The sequence below is a fragment of the Streptomyces sp. CB02366 genome (genome assembly GCF_001905905.1).
Taxonomy (GTDB): Bacteria; Actinomycetota; Actinomycetes; order Streptomycetales; family Streptomycetaceae; genus Streptomyces.
In genome coordinates this window covers 183649-208172 of the sequence record NZ_LIVT01000003.1, presented here as the reverse complement: position 1 = coordinate 208172, position 24524 = coordinate 183649, and the positions used below count along the sequence as shown (strand labels likewise).

The window sequence follows — 24524 nt, the reverse complement described above, 5'->3', positions numbered from 1 at the left end:
CCTTGATCGTTGGGTGGGGGAGTGGAAGGCGGTACGCGGGTGAGCTCGGGTGGGTTCGAGCTACCCCCAGGTGACGCGGGTCGCGAGGGGGAGACGACCGATGCCCCGCCCGGGGCGGTGTCCCTCGCGCAGCCCATGGAGATCGGCGCCGAGCTGGACTGGGGAGCGGACTCCTGGAACGAGGTGCGGACCCGGGCCCAGCGGGCGGGGCGCGCCTATATCTGGCTGAATCTGGTCGAACAGCGTCTGCGGGCCGTCGTCGCCGCGGTGCTCCGGCCGGTCTACGAGCCGGTGCACGGCGAGGAGTGGGTGGTGGCCGCCGCCGGACCGGCCGGGCAGGAGTGGGTGCAGCGCGCCGTCGCCGTGCGCGAGGTGTCGCGCCGCAAGGGCTATCTGCTGGACCCGGCCGACGACAACGTCCTCAGCTTCCTGACGCTGCCGCAGCTGCGCGAGCTGATGGTCCAGCACTGGCCGTGCTTCGAGCCGTACTTCGACGACCGGCGCGAGGTCGAGCTGGCCCTGGACGAGCTGGAGGTCGCGCGCAACGTGGTCTCCCGCAACCGGGCGCTGAACGAAGCGGTGCTCGCCCAGGCGGAGCGCGCCTCCGCCCGCCTCCTGGACATCCTCGGCAGCGGGGCGGGCGTGCCCTCCGCCGACCGGCTGCCGGTGGACGCGGTGGAGGAGCTGGTCGGCGACCGGTACGCGGACGTGGTCTCCGTCCACCCCGACCGGGTGCGGCTCCAGCGCCAGCTGCCGGCCGAGGACCTGTTCGGCGGGGCGCGGCGGCTCGACGCCATCGGGATAGGGCTCAACCTGCTCGTGCAGAACTTCTCCGGCCGCCGCCTCGTGCGGCTCGCCGAGTCGGGCTGCCGGGTCCGGCTGCTGTTCATCAACCCGGCCAGCAGCGCGGTCAAACGCCGGGAGCGGGAGCTGGGCCTCAAGAAGGGCGAGCTGAGCCGTTCGGTGGAGATGAACATCCTCCACATGCGCCGGGTGCGCTCCCGGCTCCGCGACCCGGGCGCGTTCGAGATCCAGGTCTTCGACGAGACCCCGCGCTTCACCGCCTACCTGGTGGACGGCGACGGCCCGGACGCGGTGGGCGTCGTCCAGCCCTACCTGCGGCGGGCCCGGGGCATGGAGGCGCCGGTGCTGGTGCTGCGCGGCGGGGGCAGGCGCACGGTGGTGCGGGCGGGCCAGGACAGCGAACACGGCCTGTTCGAGACGTACCGGGAGGAGTTCGAATCGGTCTGGACGGACTCCCGGCCGGTCTCCTGAGGGGCGTGCGCGGCCCCGGGCGGGGTAGAGCGGTTGGGGTGGAGAGGGGCGCGGCGCGCCCGGCCGGGCCCCGCCCGCTCGCGCGCCCCGGCCGCCCCCTGACGGGCCGTGCGGCGCAGGGCCCCGTCCGTCGCTGTCAGTGGCGCGTGCGAGGGTGGTCGTCACATGGGGGAAGCACGCAGACGGAGGTACGGGATGAGCTGGCCCAGCGGGACGTTGACGGCGTTCGATCTGGAGACGACGGGGACGGACGTGGAGTCCGACCGCATCGTGACGGCGGCGGTCGTCCGGCTGGAGGCGGACGGCTCCGTGTCCGAGGAGCGGACCTGGCTGCTGAACCCCGGCGTGGCCATACCCGAGGAGGCGTCGGCCATCCACGGCATCTCGACCGAGCGCGCCCGTGAGCACGGGCTCCCCGCCGCCCCCGCCATCGAGGAGATCGCCGGAGCGATCGCCGCAGGACTGCGCTCGGGCATCCCGCTGGTCGTGATGAACGCGCGCTACGACCTGTCCCTGCTCGACCGCGAGTGCCGGCGGTACGGGATCGCGTCGGTGGGCGAACGGCTGGGCGCCGACCCCTCGCCCGTCATCGACCCGCTGGTCATCGACAAGCACGTCGACACCTACCGGAGGGGGAAGCGAACCCTCCACGCCCTGTGCGCCCACTACGGCGTTCCCCTCGACGACGCGCACGACGCCCGGGCGGACGCCGTCGCCGCCGCCGGGGTGGCACGGCGCGTGGGGGAGGAGTACCAGCGGATCGGCGGGATGCCCCTGGAGGAGCTGCACAGCCTCCAGGTGCACGCGGCGGCCGAGCAGTCGTCGTCCCTCCAGGCGTATCTGCGCCGCACCTCGGACCCGGCGGCGGTCGTCGAGCCGGCCTGGCCGCTCATCCCGCGGCTGTCCTGACGGTGTCCCGTCCGGGGCGCCGGACGGGACGCGCGTCGTGGTCCGCCCGACGGCGACGCCGCCGCTGCGGAGGAGGGCCGGGCGGCAGACCGGCACGGACCGGTCCCGGCCGAGGGGCGCCGCGCGGACGAGCGGAGGGCCCCCTCGCGGCCGGCGCGCGTGGGGAGCGAGAGCGTACGCGGCCTCGTGCCGCCGGGGCCCGCCAGGCGCCGGAACCGCCCCTGCGACTCGTTCAGAACGGGTACCAGCGGACCTGTGGGTCGTCCTCGCGCAGGGACGCCACCCGGCGGCGGAACTCCGTCAGCGCCTTCGGGTTGGCCGGGGCGTGCTGGGAGACCCAGGCGCAGCTGGCCGTCTCGCGGGCGCCGCGCAGGACCGCGCACCCCTCCCACTCCCGGACGTCCCAGCCGTACGCGGCGGTGAAGGCGTCGTAGGCCGCGGGGTCGAGCCCGTAGCGGTCGCGGGAGAGGGCGAGGACGACCAGGTCGTGCTCCCGCAGATCGGCGGAGAACGTCTCCAGGTCCACCAGGACCGGGCCGTCCGGGCCGACGTGGACGTTGCGGGGGAGCGCGTCGCCGTGGATCGGCCCCGGGGGGAGGTGGGGGACGAGGGCGGCGGCCGCCGCCGCGAAACCGTCGCGGCGCTCGCGGAGGTAGTCGGCGTCCGCCGGATCGATCGCGTCCCCCGCCAGGCTCAGCCACCGCTCGACGCCGCCCAGCAGTTCACGGCGCGGCAGGGTGAACCCCGCCGGGGCCGGCAGCGCGTGCACCAGCGAGAGCAGCGGAGCCAGGTCGCGCGGCTCGGCGGGGCGTACGGGCTCGGGAAGCCGGTGCCACAGCGTCACCGGGTGCCCCTCGACCAGCCGGGCCCCGCTCTCGGCGGCACGTACGGCCGGAACACCGGAGGCGGCGAGCCAGTCGGCCAGAGCCACCTCCCGCTCGGCCCGCTCCCGCAGCTCGGGATGGCCGGTGGAGTCCCGGCCGACCTTGATCACCAGGTCACCGGCGGCGAACACCGCGTTCTCGCCCAGCGCGAGCAGCTCCGCCGCGCCGGGGAGCCCGGCGGCCGTCAGCACCTCGCGCGCACGCATCTCGTCCATGGGTGCGATTTTCGCATCCGCGCAGGCCGCCTTGACGAACCGACGGCCCGTCAGCACCATGACGGGGGCCTTCCGGGCAGCCGGAACGGGACGAAGTCCGCTTCGGGCGCATCAGTGACTCACCGGACAGAGGGGTCTTCTTCGTGACATCGGCGACTGCGGCGAAGCCGCCCGGACCGGGCGGCCCGCACGGCGGACCCGGCGACCCGGGCGGACGCGAGGGACCGGGCGGGAGCGACGGGGCGGGCGGACGGGGCGGCGGGCGCACCGGCAGCTCCGGTCGCACCGGAAGCCCCGGGCGGTCCGGCCGGCCCCGGGGCAAGGTCTTCGGGGACCGGGCCGCCTGGTTCCTGGTGCTCCCCGCGCTCCTCCCGATCCTGGTCCTCAGCGTCGGGCCCCTCCTCTACGGCATCGCGCTCTCCTTCACCGACGCCCAGTCCGGCCGCACCCGCTCCACCCAGTGGATCGGCGTGCTCAACTTCCAGGACCTGCTGCACGACACCCTGTTCTGGGACTCGTTCCGGATCGGCCTGGTCTGGGCCGCGGGCGTCACCGTCCCGCAGTTCCTCCTGGCGCTCGGCCTCGCCCTGCTGCTCGACCAGAACCTGCGGATGCGCTGGCTGGCCCGCGCGCTGGCGATCATCCCCTGGGCGATGCCCGAGGTCGTCGTCGGCATCATGTGGCGGCTGGTCTACAACCCGGACGCCGGCATCCTCAACGAGACCGTCCGCGACCTGGGCCTCGGCGACGGACGGGACTGGCTGACCGGCCTCGCCACCGCGCTGCCCGCCGTGATCCTCGTCGGCGTCTGGGCGGGGATGCCGACGACCACGGTGGCCCTGCTCGCCGGACTCCAGAACACCCCGCGCGAGCTCCACGAGGCGGCGGCCCTGGACGGGGCGGGCGCCTGGCGCCGGTTCCGTACGGTCACCTGGCCCGCGATCAAACCCGTCGCCCTGGCCGTCGGCGCCCTCAACCTGATCTGGAACTTCAACTCGTTCGCGCTCGTCTACGTCCTGACCAGCGGCGGACCCGGCGGCCGGACCCGGCTGCCGATGCTCTTCGCGTACGAGGAAGCCTTCCGCTACGGACAGTTCGGCTACGCCGCGGCGATGGGCTGTGTGATGGTCGCGGTGGTCTCCGTGCTCCTCGCCCTCTATCTCGTCGGCCGCATCGGGGGAGGGGAGGACCGATGAGACGGGGACTGATGGGACGAGGACTGATGGGACGAGGACCGGTGAAGCGTGGCTCCGGAAGGCGGGAGTCCACCGGTCTGCGTACCGGCGGGGCCGCCCGCGCCGGACAGTACCTGGCTCTCCTGGCCTACCTGGTCTTCCTCGCGTTCCCCTTCGCGTGGCTGATCTCGACCGCCTTCAAACCCGCCCGCGAACTGGGCTCGCTGCACCCCACCTGGATCCCCGAGCAGCCCACCCTGGACAACTTCCGGCAGGCGTTCGACGAGCAGCCGCTGCTCCAGGCCGCCGCCAACTCCCTGATCGCCGCCGTCGGCGCGGCCGTGATCTCCGTCGTGATCGCCACCCCGATGGCGTACGTGATGGCCCGCCACCGGGGCCGTCTCGCCACCGCGGCGACCGGGTGGGTCGTGGTCAGCCAGGCGTTCCCGTTCGTCCTGGTGATCATCCCGCTCTTCCTGGTCCTGAAGAACCTGCACCTGATCAACTCCCTCGGGGGCCTGGTCCTCGTCTACGTCGTCTGGTCGCTGCCCTTCGCGCTGTGGATGCTCGCCGGATACGTACGGGCCGTGCCGACCGAACTGGAGGAGGCCGCCGCCGTCGACGGAGCGGGGCGGGTGCGGACCCTCGTCTCGGTCGTGGCCCCGCTGCTCGCCCCCGGCCTCGTCGCCACCGCGCTGTTCGCGTTCATCACCGCATGGAACGAGTTCTTCTTCGCGCTCGTCCTGCTCAAGACCCCGGAGAAGCAGACGTTGCCGGTCGTCCTCACCCACTTCCTCGGCGCGGAGGGCGTGGCCGACCTCGGCCCGCTCGCCGCCGCCGCGTTCCTCGCCACCCTCCCCTCCCTCGTCCTCTTCGCCTTCATCCAGCGGCGGATCACCGGCGGGATGGCGGCCGGGGCGGTGAAGAACTGATGCGCGGCGCGGTCCGGCGGGCGGCCGTCGCCGTCACCGTCCTGGCCCTGCTGCTCAGCGGCTGCTCCGGCGACGGCGACGACGGGCGGGACGCGGACGGCACGATCCGTCTCCGGTTCCAGTCGCTCGCCTGGCAGAAGGAGTCGGTCGACGCCAACAAGCGCCTGGTGAAGGAGTGGAACGCCGCCCACCCCGCCGTCCAGGTGGAGTACGTCCAGGGCAGCTGGGACAGCGTCCACGACCAGCTGCTCACCTCGTTCGAGGGCGGCGAGGCCCCCGACATCATCCACGACGCCTCGGACGACCTGGCCGACTTCGCGTACGGGGGCTACCTCGCCGACCTCCGCCCCTACCTGCCCGCCCGGCTCAAGGCCGACATCCCCGAGCGGTCCTGGCGCACCACCACGTTCGGCGAGGGCGTCCACGGGGTGCCCTTCCTCCAGGAGCCCCGGGTCCTGATCGCCAACACCGAGCTGCTGAAGGCGTCGGGCGCGCGCATCCCGACCCCGGAACGCCCCTGGAGCTGGCAGGAGTTCCGGCAGGTGACGAAGGAGCTGACGGGAAAGGGGCGGTACGGGATCGCCTGGCCGCTCAAGGAACCGGTCTCCGTCACCCTCAACCTGGGCCTGTCCGGCGGCGGCCGGCTCTTCCACCGCGACGGCGACGGCAAGGCGGTCCTGCGTTTCCGGCGGGGCGACGGCGTGGTGCCCGGCACCATCCGCGACCAGGTCAACGCCGACCGCAGCGCGGCGCGCGGCGCGTTGGGCATGGGCGGCTCGGACGCGCTGCCCGGCTTCTTCGGCGGCAAGTACGCGATGCTCCCGCTCGGGTTCTCCTACCGCCAGCAGATCATCCAGCAGGCCCCCGAAGGGTTCGGCTGGTCGGTCCTGCCGATGCCCGCGGGGGCCGGGGGCGCGGTCCAGGGGGTGAGCCCGCAGACGCTGTCGGTGGCGGAGGAGAGCCCGTACAAGGAGGAGGCCGTCGCGTTCATCGACTTCCTGCTGCGGCCCCCGAACATGGTGCGTCTGGCACGCGGCGACTGGATGCTGCCCACCGGGACGCGGGCGCTGGCCGACCCGTCGCTCCGCTCCGCCGAGCACGGCTGGGCCGTGGGCGCCGCCCTGGCGAAGGGGTTGCGGCCCGCGCCCGCGCAGTCGGTGCGCGGCTACCCCGAGTGGAAGGACAAGGTGGCGACCCCGGCGTACCAGGAGTTCTACAGCGGCGCGATCGACGCCGACGAGCTGAGCGAACGGCTGGTGGAGGACGGCAACCGGGTCCTGGCCCGCTACCAACGCTGATCGGGGACGGAAATTCATTGCACGAGACGTCTCGTCTCGTTTAGAGTCACCGGCATGACGGAATCCCCGCGTGCCCATATCGCCATGTTCTCCATCGCCGCCCACGGGCATGTGAACCCGAGCCTCGACGTCATCCGCGAGCTCGTCGACCGTGGACACCGTGTCAGCTACGCCATTCCCGCCTCCTTCGCGGAGAAGGTCGCCGCCACCGGGGCGGAGCCGGTGATCTGGAACTCGACCCTGCCGACCGACGAGGACCCCGACGCCTGGGGGACGGAGCTGATCGACAACATCGAACCCTTCCTCGCCGACGCCGTCCAGGCGCTCCCGCAGCTCGCGGACGCCTTCGCGGGCGACGAGCCCGACCTCGTCCTGCACGACATCACCTCCTATCCCGCCCGCGTCCTCGCCCACCGCTGGGGCGTCCCCGCCGTCTCCCTGTGGCCCAACCTGGTCCCCTGGGACGGGTACGAGAAGGAGGTGGGGGAGCCCATGACCGCCGAGCTGAAGCGGACCGAGCGCGGCAGGGCCTATTACGCGCGCTTCGAGGGCTGGCTCGCGGAGAACGGCCTCGGCCACCTCCCCGCCGACGACTTCGTGGCCCGCCCCCGCCGCGGCCTCGTCCTGATCCCCGAGGCCCTCCAGCCGAACGCGGACCGGGTGAACCGCGAGATGTACACCTTCGTCGGGGCCTGCCAGGGCGACCGCTCCGACCAGGGTGAGTGGCGGCGGCCCGCCGACGCCGAGAAGGTGCTCCTGGTCTCCCTGGGCTCCTCGTTCACCAAGCAGCCCGCCTTCTACCGGGAGTGCGTCGCGGCCTTCGGCGGCCTGCCCGGCTGGCACATGGTGCTCCAGATCGGCGCACACGTCGACCCCGCCGAACTCGGTGACGTGCCCGGCAACGTGGAGGTGCGCGACTGGGTGCCGCAACTGGCCGTGCTCCGGCAGGCGGACGCCTTCATCACCCACGCCGGGGCGGGCGGCAGCCAGGAGGGGCTCGCCACCGGCACCCCGATGGTCGCCGTGCCGCAGGCCGTGGACCAGTTCGGCAACGCCGACATGCTCCAGTCGCTGGGGGTGGCCCGGAGCCTCCCGATGGAGGAGGCGAACGCGGCGGCCCTGCGCGAGGCCGTGCTCGCCCTGGTGGGCGACCCCGAAGTCGCGGCCCGCTGCGCGCTGTTGCGCGAGCGGACGGCCCGAGAGGGCGGCACCTCGCGGGCCGCCGACCTCATCGAGGCGGAGTTGTCGCGCTGAGCGGACCCGCCCGCCGGGTATCCGGACGCTCTCCCGTCCCGCCCCCTTGCCGCCGCCGGCGGCTTCGTGGGGCGGGACGGCCTTGTTCCGGCGCCGTGAAACCGGTGTTACGGCGGTTCCGGTCGGCGCATCTGCACGCACGCCCCGGCGATTTCACACCCGGGGGCCAGGCGTTCACCCTCCTCGCGCGTGCCTTCACAGACCTTCACGGGTCTTCACGCGGCGTCACATCGGCTCCGGGGCCTCGCCGGAGCGCCTCCGGACCTCGCCGAGGGTGGTCGGTCGTTACCCCAACTGCCTTGCTGAACAGGCGATATGCAAGGGTGGCGCGGTCGGGCGAAGCCGCTCGCAGGAGGCCGATCCGGTCGGGCCGGCGGCTCGGCGGCGTTCCGCGACTGCTGTGACCGGCCACGGCCGATTTCCCGTTACGCAACCTTGTTGAACAAGTCACACCTCCCTGTGGGTCTTGAACTGTGCCCGTCAATCGGTCAGGGTTTCGAGCCAGCCCACGGAGATCTTCCGGCCGAGGGCCAATCCCCCCACAAAGAATGACGAGGAGAACCCTCTTCATGGCCAAGCACCAGCGCACCCGTCGTACCAAGCTCACCGCCGCCGTCACCGCCGTGGCGGCCGCCGCCGGGATCACCCTCTTCGGGACCGCCTTCGCCGAAGCCGCGCCGGCTCCGATGGGCACGGTCTACGGCACGGACGCGGCCACCGCCGTCTCCGGCAGCTACATCGTCATGCTCGACGAGAAGAAGGCCGACAAGGCCGGGCTCGCCGAGGAGTACGGCGGCAAGCTCAAGCGCGACTACTCCTCCAGCATCAACGGCTTCTCCGCCAGCGGCCTTTCGGAGACCGAGGCCAAGCGCCTCGCCGCCGACCCGGCCGTCGCCAAGGTGGTGCAGAACAAGAAGTTCAGCATCAACGCCACCCAGGACAACCCGCCGTCGTGGGGTCTGGACCGCATCGACCAGACCGAGACCGCGGGCGACAAGGCCTACACCTACCCCGACGCGGGCGGCGAGGGCGTCACCGCGTACGTCATCGACACCGGTGTCCGCGTCACCCACGAGGACTTCGAGGGCCGCGCCACCTCCGGCTTCGACGCCGTCGACAACGACGACGACGCCGACGACGGCAACGGCCACGGCACCCACGTGGCGGGCACCATAGCCGGGGCGGCGCACGGCGTCGCCAAGAAGGCGAGCATCGTGGCCGTCCGCGTCCTCGACGACAACGGTTCGGGCACCACCGAGCAGGTCATCGCCGGGATCGACTGGGTCGCCGCCAACGCCAAGGGCCCGTCCGTCGCCAACATGAGCCTCGGCGGCGGGGCCGACCCGGCCCTCGACGAGGCGGTCCAGAAGGCCATCGCGGCGGGCATCACCTTCGGCGTGGCCGCCGGAAACGAGTCCAGCGACGCCGGACAGGGCTCGCCCTCCCGCGTCCCCGAGGCGATCACCGTCGCCTCGTCCACGGTCGACGACGAGCAGTCGTCGTTCTCCAACTACGGCTCCGTCGTGGACATCTACGCTCCGGGATCGGACATCACTTCCACCTGGAACGACAGCGACAGCGGCACCAACACCATCTCCGGAACGTCCATGGCGACCCCGCACGTCGTCGGCGCCGCCGCCGTCTACCTGGCGGGCCACCAGGACGCCACCCCGGAGGCCGTCGCCACGGCGCTCACCGAGGGGGCCACCCCGGACGCCATCGGCAACGCCACCGAGGACACCGCCAACAAGCTCCTCAAGGTCGTCGAGTAGCACCCCGGCCCGACACCCCGGTTCCGACCGGCCGCCGGGCGGCGGCGGCCCCACACCTCGCCGCCCGGACACCGCGCACCACGGCCGCCGCGCTCTCCCCCACGGGGCGCGGCGGCTGTGCCGTTTCCCGAAGGGGCCGGGCGGCCCCGGGGAGACCAGGGGGCCGTGGGTCCGGTGTGTCATCGACCGTCCACCTGGCCGGGCTCCACCGTCCCGGCGCCCCCTCCGGTCCGCCCGGTCACCTCCGGGACATCGATCAGTCCCAGGTGAGCGGATCGAGATGGAGGTAGAAGCGCAGCCGGTCGTGGTCGAGGGCGATGTCGTACCTCTCGGCGAAGGCCGCGTCCGCGGCCCGGGCCCGTCCCTCGTCCGTCCACGTCTCTCGCGCGTTGGCCAGCAGCAGTGCCAGGTCGGCGTAGCGGTCGGCCAGTCCGAGGCGGCCCAGGTCGACGAAGCCCGACACGTCCCAGCTCCGCGGATCGAGGATGATGTTGGGCAGGCACAGGTCTCCGTGGCAGACGACCGTGTCGGCGGCCTCCTGCTCCCGTCGACGCGCGACCTGCCCGGTGAGGCGGTCCAGCAGCTCCACGGAGGGCGTCCGCTGCTGCTCGACGGGGAGGAACTCGGGATTGACGGCGCCACGGGACACGACATCGCGCGCCACGGCGACCATCGCGTCCAGGTCCCGGCGGAAAGGGCACTGCGCCACCGGCGCCCCGTGCAGTCGGCGGACCGCGTCCGCGATGCGTTCCCAGGCGACTCGCAGTTCCCCGGCGGAGACCTGATCGGCGGGTACACCGGATACGGCAGTGGTCACCAGACAGGCGCCGGCGTCACCGGACCGCCAATCGACCACGCGGGGACCGGGTACGCCCTGGCCGCTCAGCCACTCGACCCGGTCGCACTCGGCTTTCAGTCCGGCCGCATCCGCGGCGGGCACGCACTTGGCATACCGGGTGGCGTCCGCGCTGCGGAAGACGGCCGCTCCCGACTCGCCCGCGGTGACGGGCACCCAGCCACCGTCATCCACGCCGAGCAGCACCGGCGACAGGGTCCGGGGTCCGCGGTGAGCGCTCATGACGGACACCTTAGGGCCTGGTGTCGCACTGCCGCCTGGCGAGCGACGGCAGTGTGCCGACAGGCCCTAAGGTGGGTCGCCATGACGACGACGTACGCGGCGCTGCTGCGCGGGATCAACGTGGGCGGTGGCAAGAAGGTCCCGATGGCCGGACTGCGCACCGTGCTCACCGAGCTGGGACACACCGGCATCACCACCTACCTGCAGAGCGGCAACGCCGTCTTCCGCAGCGACGAGGACGACGAGGACGCGCTCGCCGCGGCCCTGGAACAGGCGCTGCGCCGACGGTTCGGCTTCACCGTCGACTGCCTCGTCCGCGACGCGGGCTACCTCGCCGCCGTCGCCGGCGCCTGCCCCTTCCCGGCCGCCGAACTGGAGGGCAAGCAGCTCCACGTCACCTACTTCGACCGGGCCGTGGACGCGGAACGCTTCGCCGGCCTGGAGACGGAGTCCTTCCTGCCGGAGGAGTTCCGCCTCGGCGACCGCTGCCTGTACCTGTACGCCCCGGACGGCCTCGGCCGCTCCAAGCTGGCCGTGGCGCTGGCCCGCCCCCGCCACGTCAAGGGCCTCACCGCCACCACCCGCAACTGGAACACCGTCGCCAAACTGGTGGAGCTGACCCGCGGCTGAGCCGGCCCCGCTCGGGGCACAGGCGCCGCGCCTGCCGCCCCGACCGCCCGGAGCGGAAAGCCCGGGGCGGCCCCGCTGCCCCGCGGCCCGCCCCGACCGGGACCGGCCCCGCCCCACCGCAATTCCCACCCGACCGGGACCGGCCCCGCCCCACCGCAACTGGCCCACCCGACCGGAACCCGATTGGCCCGGGATCCCCCGCCCCGTGCTCCGTAGGCTCGGCCCATGAGCACCGGACACCGCACCACCGTCGACTTCTTCTTCGATCCCGCCTGCCCGTTCGCCTGGATCGCCTCCCGCTGGATGCTGGAGGTCGAGCGGCACCGGGACATCGACCTGCGCTTCCGCCCCATGAGCCTCTACCTGCACAACCAGGGCAACGAACTGCCCGACTGGTACCGCGAACTCGTCGACAAGTCGATCGGCCCGGTCCGCGTGGCCGTCGCCGCGGCAGCCGCCCACGGCGACACCGTCCTGCGGGACCTCTACACCGCGCTCGGCACCCGCATCCACCAGCACAAGGAGGAGGACTTCGACGCCGTGGTCGCCGCCTCCCTCGCCGAACTGGGCCTGCCCGCCGGCCTGGCGGAGGCGGCGCACTCCACGGCGTACGACGAGGAGGTGGCCCGCAGCCACGACGCGGGCAAGGACCCGGAGCAGGGCGCGTACGTGGGCACGCCGACCATCCACGTCGACGGCACGGTCTGGTTCGGTCCGGTCCTCAACGCGGTCCCGCGCGGCACGGAGGCGGCCGTACTCTTCGACAGCTTCCGGGTCCTCGCCAACCACCCGGGCTTCTTCGAACTCAAGCGGGCCCGGTCCGGAGGGCTGTCCTACGACTGAGCCGGGCCACGACCCGCCTGCCGTCGACCGCCCCGCCGGAGCCGCCGCCGGCCCGGGCCCTCACGCCGACAGCGACGCCCCCTCCGGCATCCGCGCCGCGTCGTACCGGTCGAGCAGCAGTCGCGCCAACTCCGGGGCCGGTCCCAGCACATCGGCCAGGACGTCCGCCCCGGCCGCCTCCGCACCGGCCGCGATGCGGTCGGGGAGCCGGCCGGGCGCGATGACGTACGGGGCCACCGCCACCCGCTCCACGCCCTCGGCGCGCAGGGCCCGCACCGCGTCCTCGGTGGGGGGGAAGCTCCCGGCATGAGCAGCGGAGGCGAACGCAGGCCGCACGGCGCACCAACCGGTGTGCCGCAGCTCCCGCGCGATTTCAGCGATCACTGCGATCGCCTCCGGGTCCGTGGATCCCGCCGAGGCCAGGACGAGCCCGGTCCGGGGGTGGTCGCCGGGGCGGACCCCGGCCTCCCGCAGCCGCCGCCCGAGGGCGGCGTCGAGCAGCGGGGACGGGCCGAGTACGTCGGCCTGGCGGATACGCAGCCGCGGCAGCCGGGCGCGGGCCTCGCGCAGGACCGAGGGGATGTCGGTCTTGGCGTGGAACGCCCGGGTGAGCAGCAGGGGCAGGGCGACCACCTCGTCCGCCCCCTGTGCGGCCAGGCGCTCCAGCACCCGGGGCACGGAGGGGGCGTTGAACTCCAGGAACGCGGTCTCCACACGCGCCCCCGGCCGCTCGGCGCGTACCCGCTCGGTGAGCGCGTGCACGGTCGCCGCGTGCCGGGGGTCGCGGCTGCCGTGGGCGATGACGAGGAGGGCGGGGCGCGTCATGGGAGGACTCAGTTCTTGACGAGGAGACCGCGGCTGCGCAGCACCCACCGCTCCAGCGGACTGAAGATCAGCAGATCGATCGCAATGCCGACGAACAGGATGAGCAGGATCGACAGGAAGATCCCGGGCATGTCGAAGTTGCTGCGGCCGTTCTCCAGCAACTGGCCCAGTCCCAGGCCCAGTTCCGGGGAGGAGGCGATGATCTCGGCGGCCATCAGCGAGCGCCAGGAGAACGCCCAGCCCTGCTTGAGGCCCGCCAGATAGCCGGGCAGCGCCGCCGGGAGCACGATGTGCCAGGTCCCGCGCAGCCCGGTCGCGCCCAGCGTGCGGCCCGCCCGGAGGAACAGCGGGGGCACCTGGTCCACGCCGGAGAGCAGCCCGTTGGCGATCGAGGGCACCGCGCCCAGCAGGATCACCGCGAACATCATCCGGTCGTTCAGCCCGAGCCAGATCACCGCCGGGGCCACCCACGCCACCGAGGGCAGCGACTGCAGCCCGGACAGGATCGGGCCGATCGCGGACCGGACCAGCTTGACCCGGGCGACCAGCAGCCCCAGCGGCGTACCGATGGCGACCGCGAGCAGGAAGCCGAGCAGACCGCGCGAGACGCTGGTCCAGACGACCTCCAGCAGCGTGCCGGCCAGCCACATCTCCCGCGCGCTGTCCCACACGGCGGACGGCGGCGGCAGCTTGTAGACCTCCGTGACCTGGGCGCGGACCAGCAGTTCCCAGATCGCCAGGACGAGCACCACCGCCACGACCGGCGGCAGCACCTTTTGCACCAGCACCTCGCGCACCGGGGTGCGGCGGATCTGCACGGCGTCGAGCGCGTCGAGCCCCGCCTCCAGTCCCGCCAGGTCGTCGGTCTCCGCCCCGACGGACCCGGCCTCCCCGGCCGGCCGCTTCCGGTCGGAGGTGATGTCAGTGCTGGCCATGTCGGCGGATCTCCCCACGCAGTTCTTCGGTGATCTCGACGGACAGCTCCGCCACGGCGGTGTCCTCGATGCGGCGCGGCTGCTCGATGTCCACCGTCCACTCGCGGGCGATCCGGCCCGGCCGGGAGGAGAGCAGCACCACGCGCTGCGCGAGCCGTACGGCCTCGCGCACGTTGTGCGTGACGAAGAGGACCGAGGCGTTCGTCTCCGCCCAGATCCGGGTCAGTTCGTCGTGCAGCACATCGCGGGTGATGGCGTCCAGCGCCGCGAACGGCTCGTCCATCAGCAGCAGTTGGCTGTCCTGGGCGAGGGCGCGGGCCATGGCGACGCGCTGGCGCATCCCGCCGGACAGCTCGTGCACCCGCTTGCCGTACGCCCCGCCGAGCCGGACCAGTTCGAGCAGCCGCTCCGCCTCGGTGCGGCGCGCGGTCTTGGGAACCCCGCGCAGCCGCAGGGCCAGTTCGATGTTCTTGCCCGCGGTCAGCCACGGGAAGAGGGCGTGCTCCTGGAACATCAGGGCCGGCCGCCCGCCGGGGGTCTCGATGGACCCCTTCGACGGGCGGTCGAGTCCGGCCACCAGGTTCAGCAGCGTCGACTTTCCGCACCCGGAGGCCCCCAGGAGGGTGACGAACTCGCCCGGAGCGACGTCGAGCGAGATGTCGTCCAGCACGAGCTGCGCGCCCGTGGGTCCGGCGAAGGACTTCGAGACATGCGTGAGACGGGCGGCGTGCCCGACCGCCGTACGGTCCTCGGCCTTGGTGAGGATAGGGGTCGCCATGGTCGTCACCTCCTGGGAATCCTTGCGTCCTGGTACGGGTGGGCGGAGCTACTCGACGCCGAGACCGGCGTCGGCGACCTCGGGCCGGCCCTCGGCCTTGAGGATCTTGTTCAGCGGGCCCAGGTCGTAGATGCCCTGGAGGTCCGGCTCCTTGAGCAGGCCGGACTTCACCGAGTGCTCGGCCTGCGCCTTCAGCGTCTCGGCCAGCGGGTCGTCGGTGATCTCGATGGACTCCCACGCCGGGTCGAGGATCTCCGGGGCCAGCGGCTTGCCGCTCAGCTTCTCCAGCGCCTCGTTGGCGGACGCCTTGGCCTTCTCCGGGTTGGCGTTGATCCACTTGTTGGTGGCGACCGACCCCTTGAGCACCGCCTCGACCACGTCCGGGTGCTCGGCGAGGAACTTCTGCGACACGATGATGTTGGTGATCACGAACTTCTCGTCCGGCCACAGGTCCGTCTCGTCGAGCAGCACCTTCGCGCCCTGGGAGACCAGCTTCGAGGCGGTCGGCTCGGGCACCCACGCGCCGTCCAGGTCACCGGACCGGTAGGCGTCGGGCGTCACCTTGTTGTCCGACCGGACCACGGAGACGTCGCCCTTGCCGCTCTGGGCGTCGACCTTCCAGCCCTTCTCCGAGATCCAGTTGAGGAAGGCCACGTCCTGGGTGTTGCCGAGCTGCGGGGTGGCGATCTTCTTGCCCTTGAGGTCGTCCAGGGTCGTGATCTTCTTCGGGTTGACGACCAGCTTCACCCCGCCGGAGGCCGAACCGGAGATGATCCGCAGCCCCTTGCCCTGGGACTTGCTGTAGCCGTTGATGGAGGGGGAGGGGCCGATGAAGCCGATGTCGATGGAGCCCGCGTTCAGCGCCTCGATCTCGGACGGGCCCGCGTTGAAGGTGGTGGACTCGACCTTGGTGCCGCCCAGTTCCTTCTGGATGGTGCCTTCCTGGATACCGACCAGGGCGGTGGCGTGCGTGAGGTTCGGGAAGTACCCGATCTTCACGGTGTCGGAGGAGAGCTTCTTCCCTCCGGCGGAGACGTTCGCCTTGGCGTCGTCGTCCTTCGCCTCGGAGCCGTAGCCGCAGGCGGTGGCCGCCACGGCGAGCAGCGGCAGGGCGGCGACGGCGGCGAGGCCGCGGCGGACGGTGGAACGTGGGGCAGGCACGGGAGGGTTTCCTCTCGTCGGCCCGGTGCTCGCGTCCCGCTGTCGGTCAGGGGGGCGCGGCCGGGAGATCGGCAGGTCTTCGGAGGTGCGGGCGGTGCTGGAGGGCGCGCGAGCGGTGCGCGTACGTCATCACGCACATCGCCCCACGCCTCCCTGGCCGCTGCCGAGGGCGCCGCTGCCGACGCGGCCGCCCTCCTTCGCGAAGGTGGAGAAGAAGTCGGTCATCAGAAGTCCCACCCCTCGTCGTCGGTGGCCGTGACCGCTTCGGCGGCCGCGGCGAACGCGGCGCCCGCCATGCCGGCGCTCAGCGTCGTCCCGTCCGCCGGGTCGATCAGCAGGAACGAACCGGTGCGCCGGGAGTCCTCGTAGGCGTCGAGCGCGAGGGGTTCCGCGGTGCGCACGACGACCCGCCCGATGTCGTTGGCGACGAGCCGCCCCGGGGCCGGGTGCTGGGAGAGGTCGTCCAGGGTGAGCCGCGACGGGATGTCCTTGACGATCGCCTTGACGGTGCGGGTGGTGTGCTTGAGCAGCACCCGCTGACCGACCGACAGCGGCTCGTCCGCGACGTGGCAGACGGTCGCCTCGACGTCCCTGGTGACGGCGGGGGCGTCGTCGGCCGGGGCGATCAGGTCGCCGCGCGAGATGTCGATGTCGTCGGCCAGCCGGAGCGTCACCGACTGCGGGGCCCAGGCGATGTCGACGCTCTCGCCGAGCGCGTCGATGCCGGTGATCGTCGTCGTGCGCCCCGAGGGGAGTACGGAGACGGCCTCGCCCACCCGGAACACCCCGGCCGCGATCTGCCCGGCGTACCCCCGGTAGTCGGGGTGCTCGGCGGACTGCGGGCGGATCACGTACTGCACGGGGAAGCGCGCGTGGCACGCGGTGAGGTCGTGGCTGACCGGGACGGTCTCCAGGTGCTCCAGGACGGTCGGCCCGCCGTACCAGTCCATGTGCGCGGACGGCTCGACCACGTTGTCCCCGGCGAGCGCCGAGATCGGGATCGCGGTGATCTCCGGGACGCCGAGGGACGCGGCGTACGCGGTGAACTCCTCGGCTATCGCGGCGAACACGGGCTCCGCGTAGTCGACCAGGTCCATCTTGTTGACGGCCAGCACCACGTGCGGGACGCGCAGCAGCGCGGCGACGGCGGCGTGCCGGCGGGTCTGCTCCACGACTCCGTTGCGGGCGTCGACCAGGACCACGGCCAGCTCCGCCGTGGAGGCCCCCGTCACCATGTTCCGGGTGTACTGCACGTGGCCCGGCGTGTCGGCGAGGATGAACCGGCGGCGGGCGGTGGCGAAGTAGCGGTAGGCGACGTCGATGGTGATGCCCTGCTCACGCTCGGCCCGCAGCCCGTCGGTGAGCAGCGCCAGGTCCGGCGCCGCCTGGCCCCGGTTGAGCGAAGCCAGCTCGACGGCCTCCAACTGGTCGGTGAGGACCGACTTGGAGTCGTGCAGCAGCCGTCCCACGAGGGTGGACTTGCCGTCGTCGACCGACCCGGCCGTGGCGAAGCGCAGCAGGGTGGTGGCCGCCAGCTGCTCGGCCGACTGGAGGTGGGTGGTCATGGTTAGAAGTACCCCTCGCGCTTGCGGTCTTCCATCGCGGCCTCGGACATCTTGTCGTCGGCGCGGGTCGCGCCCCGCTCGGTGAGCCGGGAGGCGGCGATCTCGGTGATCACGGCGTCCAGCGTGGTGGCGTCGGAGTCGACGGCCCCCGTGCAGGACATGTCCCCGACCGTGCGGTAGCGCACCAGCCGGGTCTCCACGGCCTCGTGCTCCTTGGGGCCGCCCCAGTGACCGGCGGTGAGCCACATGCCGTTGCGGTTGAACACCTCGCGCTCGTGGGCGAAGTAGATCTCCGGCAGCTCGATCCCCTCACGCTCGATGTACTGCCAGACGTCCAGCTCGGTCCAGTTGGAGATCGGGAAGACCCGTACGTGCTCGCCGGGGGCGTGCCGGCCGTTGTACAGCTGCCACAGCTCGGGCCGCTGGCGGCGCGGATCCCACTGCGAGAACTCGTCGCGGAGCGAGAAGACCCGCTCCTTCGCCCGCGCCTTCTCCTCGTCGCGCCGCCCGCCGCCGAACACCGCGTCGAAGCGGTGGTGCTGGATCGCCTCGGTGAGCGGGACCGTCTGGAGGGGGTTGCGGGTGCCGTCGGGGCGCTCGCGGAGCTTCCCGGCGTCGATGTACTCCTGTACGGAGGCGACGTGCAGCCGCAGCCCGTGCTTCTCCACGGTGCGGTCGCGGTACTCCAGGACCTCGGGGAAGTTGTGCCCGGTGTCCACGTGCAGCAGGGAGAACGGCACCGGCGCGGGCGCGAACGCCTTCAGCGCCAGGTGCAGCATCACGATCGAGTCCTTGCCGCCGGAGAAGAGGATCACCGGCCGCTCGAACTCGCCCGCCACCTCCCGGAGGATGTGGACCGCCTCGGACTCCAGGGAGTCCAGGTGGCTGAGCGCGTACGGGTTGGCCGTGCCTTCCGGCACGGTGGTGGTGACGGCACTCACGCCAGGCCCCTCTCGGTGAGCAGCGCGTGGAGCGCCGCCGCTGACTCCTGCACGGTCTGCTGGTGCGACGCGATCCGCAGATCGGGCGACTCCGGGACCTCGTAGGGGTCGTCCACCCCGGTGAGCCCGCTGATCTCGCCGGCGGCCTGCCGGGCGTAGAGCCCCTTCACATCGCGTACGGAGCACACCTCGACGGGCGTCGCGACGTGCACCTCCAGGTAGGTGGTGGACTCGGCGGCGTGCCGCTTGCGGACGGCCTCGCGGCTGTCGGCGAACGGGGCGATGACGGGGACCAGCACCTTCACGCCGTTGGCGGCGAGCAGTTCGGCGACGAAGCCGATCCGGGCCACGTTGGTGTGCCGGTCCTCGCGGGAGAAGCCGAGGCCCGCGGAGAGGAACTCGCGGATCTCGTCGCCGTCGAGCACCTCCACCCTGTGGCCCTCGGTCCGCAGCCGGCCCGCCAGTTCGTACGCGATGGTGGTCTTGCCGGCGCTCGGCAGACCGGTGAGCCAGATCGTGGCCCCCGTCTCCGTCACGCTCATCGAAGTCTCCTGATCAGTCGTCATCAGCCGTGCAGCCCGCATTCGGTCTTGCCGCGCCCGGCCCAGCGCCCGGCCCGCGCGTCCTCGCCCTCCAGCACCCGGCGGGTGCAGGGCGCGCAGCCGACGGAGGCGTAACCGTCCATCAGCAGCGGGTTGGTGAGCACCCCGTGCTCGGCGACGTAGGCGTCCACGTCGTCCTGGGTCCAGCGGGCGATGGGGGAGACCTTCACCTTGCGGCGCTTGGCGTCCCAGCCCACGACCGGGGTGCCCGCCCGGGTCGGGGACTCGTCGCGGCGCAGCCCCGTCGCCCACGCGGCGTACGCGGTGAGACCGTCCTCCAACGGCTTCACCTTCCGCAGCGCGCAGCACAGGTCGGGGTCGCGGTCGTGCAGCTTCTCGCCGTACTCGGCGTCCTGCTCGGCGACCGTCTGCCGCGGGGTGATCGTGATGACGCGGACGTCCATCACCGCGGCCACCGCGTCCCGGGTTCCGATGGTCTCCGGGAAGTGGTAGCCGGTGTCCAGGAAGACCACGTCCACGCCCGGCATCACCCGGGAGGCCAGGTGCGCGACCACCGCGTCCTCCATCGAGGAGGTGACGCAGAAGCGCGGCCCGAAGGTCTCGGCGGCCCACCGCAGGATCTCGGTGGGGGAGGCGTCCTCCAACTCCCGCCCGGCCCGCTCGGCCAACTCCCGGAGATCTTCGTCGGTCAGCCCTTCGATCAGCTGAGTACCCGTCATATCCGTTCTCCTCCACCGTCGTTGCGCTGCACGCCCCGGGCCAGCAGGCCCAGGAACTTCAGCTGGAACGCACGGTTGCAGGAGGCGCATTCCCAGGCGCCGTGACCGGTCTCGTTGGGGCGCAGGTCCTCGTCGCCGCAGTACGGGCAGTGGAACGGGGCGGCTCGCTCGCTCATGACAGCGACTCCGCACTGGCGCGCGCCGCCCAGGCCGCGAACCGCTCGCCGTCCTCGCGCTCCTCCTGGAAGCGGCCGAGCACCCGCTCGACGTAGTCCGGCAGTTCGGCCGAGGTGACCTTCAGGCCGCGGACCTTGCGGCCGAACCCGGCCTCCAGTCCGAGCGCCCCGCCGAGGTGCACCTGGTAGCCCTCGACCTGGTCGCCGTTCCCGTCCAGCATCAGCTGGCCCTTGAGTCCGATGTCCGCGACCTGGATACGGGCGCAGGCGTTCGGGCAGCCGTTGATATTGATGGTGATCGGGTGGTCGAACTCCGGGATGCGGCGCTCCAGTTCATCGATGAGGGCCGCGCCGCGCGCCTTCGTCTCGACGATCGCCAGCTTGCAGAACTCGATGCCGGTGCAGGCCATCGTGCCGCGCCGGAAGGGGGAAGGGGCGACCTTGAGATCGAGGGCCTCCAGCCCGGCGACCAGGGAGTCCACCTGCTCCTCGGCCACGTCCAGCACGATCATCTTCTGCTCGGCGGTGGTCCGCACCCGGCCGGAGCCGTGCTGGTCCGCCAGATCCGCGATCTTGGTGAGCGTGGAGCCGTCTACCCGGCCCACCCGGGGGGCGAAGCCGACGTAGAAGCGGCCGTCCTTCTGCCGGTGCACCCCGAGGTGGTCGCGCCAGGTCTGGGCGGGCTGCTCGGGCGCGGGCCCGTCGACCAGCTTCCGCTTCAGGTACTCGTCCTCCAGGACCTGGCGGAACTTCTCCGGCCCCCAGTCCGCGACCAGGAACTTCAGCCGGGCGCGGTTGCGCAGCCGCCGGTAGCCGTAGTCGCGGAAGACCGCGATGACCCCGCCGAACACGTCGGGCACCTCGTCCAGCGGCGCCCAGGCGCCGAGCCGCACCCCGAGCTTGGGGTTGGTGGAGAGGCCGCCGCCGACCCAGAGGTCGAAACCGGGACCGTGCTCCGGGTGGTTCACGCCGACGAAGGCGACGTCGTTGATCTCGTGCGCCACGTCCAGGTGCGGGGAGCCGGAGATCGCCGTCTTGAACTTGCGGGGCAGGTTGGAGAAGTCGGGGTTGCCGATGAACCGGCGCTGGATCTCGTCGATGGCCGGGGTGCCGTCGATGATCTCGTTCTCCGCGACGCCCGCGACGGGCGAGCCGAGGATGACGCGGGGCGTGTCGCCGCACGCCTCGGTGGTGGACAGACCCACCTCTTCGAGCCGCCGCCAGATCTCCGGCACGTCCTCGATGCGGATCCAGTGGTACTGCACGTTCTGGCGGTCGGTGAGATCCGCCGTCCCGCGCGCGAACTCCTCGGAGATCTCCCCGATCACCCGCAGCTGCCGGGTGGTCAGCCGGCCGCCGTCGATGCGGACCCGCAGCATGAAGTGCTCGTCGTCCAGCTCCTCCGGCTCCAGCACGGCCGTCTTGCCGCCGTCGATACCGGGCTTGCGCTGGGTGTACAGCCCCCACCAGCGCATGCGTCCGCGCAGGTCGTTCGGGTCGATGGAGTCGAAGCCGCGCTTGGAGTAGATCGTCTCAATACGTGTCCGTACGTTGAGACCGTCGTCGTCCCTCTTGAACTGCTCGTTCCCGTTCAGGGGGGTGTGGTGGCCCACGGCCCACTGGCCCTCGCCACGGTGGCGTCCGGCCTTGCGGCGGGGCGTGGCGGGCGCAGGCTGATCCGGGGTAGCGGCCATGACAATACGTCCTTCGGGACTGCGGGAGGGCGGCTCTGAGCGGCACACTCGCGGTGAGGCGCGGCGGTGCGCAGGGCGGTTCAGAGGGAAGAAGGGGGCGGCGGTGCTGGGTCTCTCAGCTCGCCGGACAGATGGCGCTGGACATGCGGCCGAGGTCGACGTGGCGTCGACTCACCAAGGCAATTCCAGTTCCAGGCATGGCGGAAGCGTGTCACGCGTGACTTGGGGCAGTCCACCACTATCCGGGATGTGGACGCGTATGTCCCGAAGGGTGAGACCGTGTGGTGTCGGTCACGCCGGGTGGCGACGGCATTCCCTGGCAAATCCCCCATAGCGGAGGGGAGGGCGCGGCACAGCCCCACAGCTCAACAGCCGACCGGTCGGGCAGCCGGACTGCCGAACCGCCACCGCCGACGCCGGGCCGCCACCGCCCCAGAACTCCGGGGGCGGCGGAGCACCGCCCCCGCCGCTCCCGGAGGCCGCGTACGGCTCAGTACGCCCCGGGCCACGGCCCCGGCGTCGCCACCTCCGGCTCCACCGCGGTCTTCGTCCCGAAGAGGCGGAAGCCGCGCCGCAGGTAGTTGTCCATCGCGTGCGGGCCGTCCTTCGAGCAGGTGTGCAGCCACACCCGCTTCGTCGCCGGCCGCCCGGGCCACCGCTCCGCCAGGTCCCAGGCGCGCGCCACCCCGTACGACAGGAGGTGCCCGCCGATCCGCCGGCCCCGGAACGCCGGGATCAGCCCGAAATACACGATCTCGACCGCCCCGTCGTCCTGCGCGTCCAGCTCGACGTACCCGGCGGGCGTCCCGTTCTCGTAGGCCACCCAGGTCTCCGCCCCGGGCCGCCGCAGGACCTCGTCCCACTCGGCGTACGTGAGGCCCAGCCGGTCGGTCCACCGGATGTCCCCGCCCACGGCGGTGTAGAGGAACCGGCTGAACTCCGGCGACGGGACCTCGGACCGGACGACGCGCACATCGCCCTCCGGTACGGACGCCGGACGGAGATCGGCGGGCGAGGTCTGCTCCAGCGACCAGAAGGTCACCTCGGTGGTCGGGGCTGCGGGCTGCGGGGTGTCGCTCATGACGGCCAGAAAACCATGGGCCCGCCCGGGCGCGCACAGCGGGCCCGCCCCCGCGCACGGCCGGCCCCGCCCCCGCGCAGGCCCCCCGCCCCGCCGCGCGTCCCGGAGCCCACCGCCCCGGCGCCCCGCCCGCCCGGCGCCGCCCTCACTCCGCCCGGGCCGCCCGGCGGGCCTCCGCCACCACCGGCGCCACCGAGTGCGGCAGCAGATCCGCACCGTGCTCCGGCCGCACCACCTCCACCTCCACCCCGTCGGCGAAGCGGTACGGGCGGTGGGCCAGGACCTCCGCCAGCTGCCGCCGCAGCCGGGAGACCTCGGCCCGGACCGTCACCGTCCTGGTCGCGTCCCCGAAGAGGTCCCGCGCCAACTCCGAGGCCGTCCGCCCCTCCCGGTGCGCCGCCAGCGCGAACAGCAGCTCCGCGTGGCGCGGCGACAGCCGCTGCGTACGGTCGCCCAGCGGCCCCGTCAGCCGCACGGCGAGCGCCCGGGGGCGGCTCAGGTCCAGCACCACCCTGCGCGGCGTCTCCCCGGCCGCGCCCTCGCCCACCTGCACCAGCCAGCCGCCCGGCAGCGGCTCGACCCGGCACATGCCGAGCGAGGACAGCCACACCCGGCCCGGCCGCAGCGACTTCGGCAGCGGCAGCCGGTCCACCGGGGCCATACCGGTCACCGCCGCCAGCCGCCCGTGCACGTCCACCGCCAGCGCCCGCCCGCCGACCCGGCACAGGATCGGCGCGGCCACCGCCCGCAGCCGCTCGATCTCCGCCAGGTGGCGGGTGCGCAGCTCGCCTTCCGCCAGCCGGGCCACCGAGTCGACCAGGGCCAGCGTCGCCGGATGGAACGTGGAGGCCGGCCCGCTGATGTCCACGATGCCGATCAGCCGCCCGTCGCGCGGATCCCGGACCGGGGCGGCGGCACAGGTCCAGCCGTGCAGCGCCCGGATGAAGTGCTCGGCCGAGTGGACCTGGACCGGGACCCGGGCGGCCAGCGCCGTTCCGATGGCGTTGGTCCCGGTCACCGCCTCGGCCCAGGCCGCCCCTTCCTCCAGGCAGATGTCGCGGGCCCGGCGCAGCACCCCCGTATTGCCCTGGCGCCACAGCACCCGGCCCTCGGCGTCGGTCACCACCATGATCTGCTGCGCCGCGTCCGCGATCGAGGCGAGCCCCGCCCGCAGCAGGGGCATCAGCTCGCCGAGCGCCGTACTGTGCCGCCGGTGCTCGATCTCGTCGGCCTCCAGCAGTTCGCTCTCCGGCGACTGGTCCGGGTCGACGCCGCAGCGCACCACCCGGTCCCAGGAGGCGTCGATCTCCGCCCGCGGCGCCACGGCGGTCCGCTCCCCGGCCAACCGCGCCTCCCGCGCCCGGTGGAGCGACCGGGGCGTCCGGCGGCCCGCCGCCTGGCCCGTCACTCGGCCCACCTCCGCAGCACCCGTCCCCGTCATGGTTCCCGTCCCCCCGAGTGCTTTCCGGCCCGCTCGCCGGACCCGTCCTGCCGGGCCGTCGAGCAGCCCATCCCATGGTGCAACCCTTTGCAACCCTGGCAAGGTTCCCGGGGCCGTACCAGAGTGACAGAGACACTGTGCGCCAGGCATGTCCCGGTCGCCCGGTGTCGCAGAAGCATGGAGGGTGGTGCCGTGTCGGCGCAGCACCACCCTCCGTCGCTTCCCGGCCCCTCCGCTCCCCCCGGAACGGCCTGCGGGCCAGCCCGCCCGGCTCCGCCGCCCCTCCGGAACCCGTCGCGGACCAGCTCACCCCGCCCCTCCGGCTCCCCGGCCCGGACCCCGGCCCCGGCAGTCCGCCCGACAGCCCCGGACAGCGCCCG

At 72.8% G+C, this 24524-nt stretch carries 24 protein-coding genes; 9 read left to right on the top strand and 15 right to left on the bottom strand.

Translation table 11 applies throughout. The features are described from left to right. The first annotated feature begins 39 nt into the window (after positions 1-39). Both AMK24_RS09520 and AMK24_RS09515 read left to right on the top strand, forming a co-directional pair. Entirely contained in the window at positions 40-1275 is a 1236-nt protein-coding gene (locus AMK24_RS09520; RefSeq protein ID WP_073767058.1) for an SAV2148 family HEPN domain-containing protein, read from the top strand. Between the two features lie 195 nt (positions 1276-1470). Next, positions 1471-2184 carry a 3'-5' exonuclease gene (locus AMK24_RS09515; protein ID WP_073767056.1) on the top strand — a complete coding sequence of 238 codons (714 nt, stop codon included), beginning with the start codon at positions 1471-1473 and terminating at the stop codon, positions 2182-2184. A 232-nt stretch (positions 2185-2416) separates the two neighbouring features. Here the strand turns inward: AMK24_RS09515 and AMK24_RS09510 are convergent, their stop codons facing one another. Beyond that, on the bottom strand, positions 2417-3283 hold the full coding sequence (locus AMK24_RS09510; RefSeq protein ID WP_073768727.1) for a phosphotransferase enzyme family protein: 867 nt from the start codon (positions 3281-3283) through the stop codon (positions 2417-2419). Between the two features lie 143 nt (positions 3284-3426). Between AMK24_RS09510 and AMK24_RS09505 the strand changes: the two genes are divergently transcribed. The 5 genes from AMK24_RS09505 to AMK24_RS09485 all read left to right on the top strand — a co-directional run bounded on the left by AMK24_RS09505 (position 3427) and on the right by AMK24_RS09485 (position 9714). Continuing rightward, positions 3427-4479 carry a carbohydrate ABC transporter permease gene (locus tag AMK24_RS09505; RefSeq protein ID WP_073767054.1) on the top strand — a complete coding sequence of 351 codons (1053 nt, stop codon included), beginning with the start codon at positions 3427-3429 and terminating at the stop codon, positions 4477-4479. Positions 4480-4505: 26 nt separating this feature from the next. Continuing rightward, positions 4506-5390, top strand: coding sequence for a carbohydrate ABC transporter permease (locus AMK24_RS09500; RefSeq protein WP_073767052.1), 885 nt, complete (start codon positions 4506-4508; stop codon positions 5388-5390). After that, positions 5390-6688 (top strand): ABC transporter substrate-binding protein, encoded by a 1299-nt coding sequence (locus tag AMK24_RS09495; protein ID WP_073767050.1) that lies wholly within the window; start codon positions 5390-5392, stop codon positions 6686-6688. The genes AMK24_RS09500 and AMK24_RS09495 overlap by 1 nt, the downstream gene beginning before the upstream one ends. 54 nt (positions 6689-6742) lie before the next feature. Continuing rightward, positions 6743-7942: a macrolide-inactivating glycosyltransferase gene (mgt, locus tag AMK24_RS09490; protein WP_073767048.1), complete on the top strand. Its 1200-nt coding sequence runs from the start codon at positions 6743-6745 to the stop codon at positions 7940-7942. A 569-nt stretch (positions 7943-8511) separates the two neighbouring features. Continuing rightward, entirely contained in the window at positions 8512-9714 is a 1203-nt protein-coding gene (locus tag AMK24_RS09485; RefSeq protein ID WP_073767046.1) for a S8 family peptidase, read from the top strand. A gap of 256 nt (positions 9715-9970) precedes the next feature. On the opposite strand, the gene AMK24_RS09480 is transcribed toward AMK24_RS09485, so the two are convergent. Then, positions 9971-10792: an APH(3'') family aminoglycoside O-phosphotransferase gene (locus AMK24_RS09480; RefSeq protein WP_073767044.1), complete on the bottom strand. Its 822-nt coding sequence runs from the start codon at positions 10790-10792 to the stop codon at positions 9971-9973. An 81-nt stretch (positions 10793-10873) separates the two neighbouring features. Here AMK24_RS09480 and AMK24_RS09475 point away from each other — a divergent pair, with 81 nt between their 5' ends. Both AMK24_RS09475 and AMK24_RS09470 read left to right on the top strand, forming a co-directional pair. After that, the gene (locus AMK24_RS09475) at positions 10874-11422 is read left to right on the top strand and encodes a DUF1697 domain-containing protein (RefSeq protein WP_073767042.1); all 549 of its coding nucleotides are present in this window, start codon (positions 10874-10876) and stop codon (positions 11420-11422) included. 225 nt (positions 11423-11647) lie between these two features. Continuing rightward, the gene (locus AMK24_RS09470) at positions 11648-12265 is read left to right on the top strand and encodes a mycothiol-dependent nitroreductase Rv2466c family protein (RefSeq protein ID WP_073767040.1); all 618 of its coding nucleotides are present in this window, start codon (positions 11648-11650) and stop codon (positions 12263-12265) included. A gap of 60 nt (positions 12266-12325) precedes the next feature. Here the strand turns inward: AMK24_RS09470 and AMK24_RS09465 are convergent, their stop codons facing one another. The 13 genes from AMK24_RS09465 to AMK24_RS09410 form a co-directional block, all read right to left on the bottom strand. Next, positions 12326-13090, bottom strand: coding sequence for a sirohydrochlorin chelatase (locus AMK24_RS09465; RefSeq protein WP_073767038.1), 765 nt, complete (start codon positions 13088-13090; stop codon positions 12326-12328). An 8-nt stretch (positions 13091-13098) separates the two neighbouring features. Continuing rightward, entirely contained in the window at positions 13099-14025 is a 927-nt protein-coding gene (locus tag AMK24_RS09460; RefSeq protein ID WP_073767036.1) for an ABC transporter permease, read from the bottom strand. Continuing rightward, positions 14012-14803 carry an ABC transporter ATP-binding protein gene (locus AMK24_RS09455; RefSeq protein WP_073767034.1) on the bottom strand — a complete coding sequence of 264 codons (792 nt, stop codon included), beginning with the start codon at positions 14801-14803 and terminating at the stop codon, positions 14012-14014. The genes AMK24_RS09460 and AMK24_RS09455 overlap by 14 nt, the downstream gene beginning before the upstream one ends. A 48-nt stretch (positions 14804-14851) precedes the next feature. Continuing rightward, a complete protein-coding gene (locus tag AMK24_RS09450) occupies positions 14852-15964 on the bottom strand; it encodes an aliphatic sulfonate ABC transporter substrate-binding protein (RefSeq protein ID WP_073767032.1) in 1113 nt (370 codons plus the stop codon). A 224-nt stretch (positions 15965-16188) separates the two neighbouring features. Further along, positions 16189-17529, bottom strand: coding sequence for a sulfate adenylyltransferase subunit 1 (locus AMK24_RS09445; protein ID WP_073767030.1), 1341 nt, complete (start codon positions 17527-17529; stop codon positions 16189-16191). Positions 17530-17531: 2 nt separating this feature from the next. Further along, on the bottom strand, positions 17532-18470 hold the full coding sequence (gene cysD / locus AMK24_RS09440; protein WP_073767028.1) for a sulfate adenylyltransferase subunit CysD: 939 nt from the start codon (positions 18468-18470) through the stop codon (positions 17532-17534). Then, a complete protein-coding gene (gene cysC / locus AMK24_RS09435) occupies positions 18467-19036 on the bottom strand; it encodes an adenylyl-sulfate kinase (RefSeq protein ID WP_073767026.1) in 570 nt (189 codons plus the stop codon). Before cysC ends, cysD begins: the two co-directional genes overlap by 4 nt. Beyond that, positions 19036-19752: a phosphoadenylyl-sulfate reductase gene (locus tag AMK24_RS09430; RefSeq protein ID WP_073767024.1), complete on the bottom strand. Its 717-nt coding sequence runs from the start codon at positions 19750-19752 to the stop codon at positions 19036-19038. Before AMK24_RS09430 ends, cysC begins: the two co-directional genes overlap by 1 nt. Next, entirely contained in the window at positions 19749-19928 is a 180-nt protein-coding gene (locus tag AMK24_RS09425; RefSeq protein ID WP_073767022.1) for a hypothetical protein, read from the bottom strand. Before AMK24_RS09425 ends, AMK24_RS09430 begins: the two co-directional genes overlap by 4 nt. Next, positions 19925-21622, bottom strand: coding sequence for a nitrite/sulfite reductase (locus AMK24_RS09420; protein WP_073767020.1), 1698 nt, complete (start codon positions 21620-21622; stop codon positions 19925-19927). The genes AMK24_RS09425 and AMK24_RS09420 overlap by 4 nt, the downstream gene beginning before the upstream one ends. A 115-nt stretch (positions 21623-21737) precedes the next feature. Next, positions 21738-21821 carry a putative leader peptide gene (locus AMK24_RS35305; protein ID WP_310739661.1) on the bottom strand — a complete coding sequence of 28 codons (84 nt, stop codon included), beginning with the start codon at positions 21819-21821 and terminating at the stop codon, positions 21738-21740. A gap of 291 nt (positions 21822-22112) precedes the next feature. Beyond that, entirely contained in the window at positions 22113-22703 is a 591-nt protein-coding gene (locus AMK24_RS09415; RefSeq protein ID WP_073767018.1) for a GNAT family N-acetyltransferase, read from the bottom strand. A gap of 145 nt (positions 22704-22848) precedes the next feature. Beyond that, entirely contained in the window at positions 22849-24144 is a 1296-nt protein-coding gene (locus tag AMK24_RS09410) for a helix-turn-helix domain-containing protein (RefSeq protein WP_073767016.1), read from the bottom strand. Between the last annotated feature and the right edge of the window lie 380 nt (positions 24145-24524).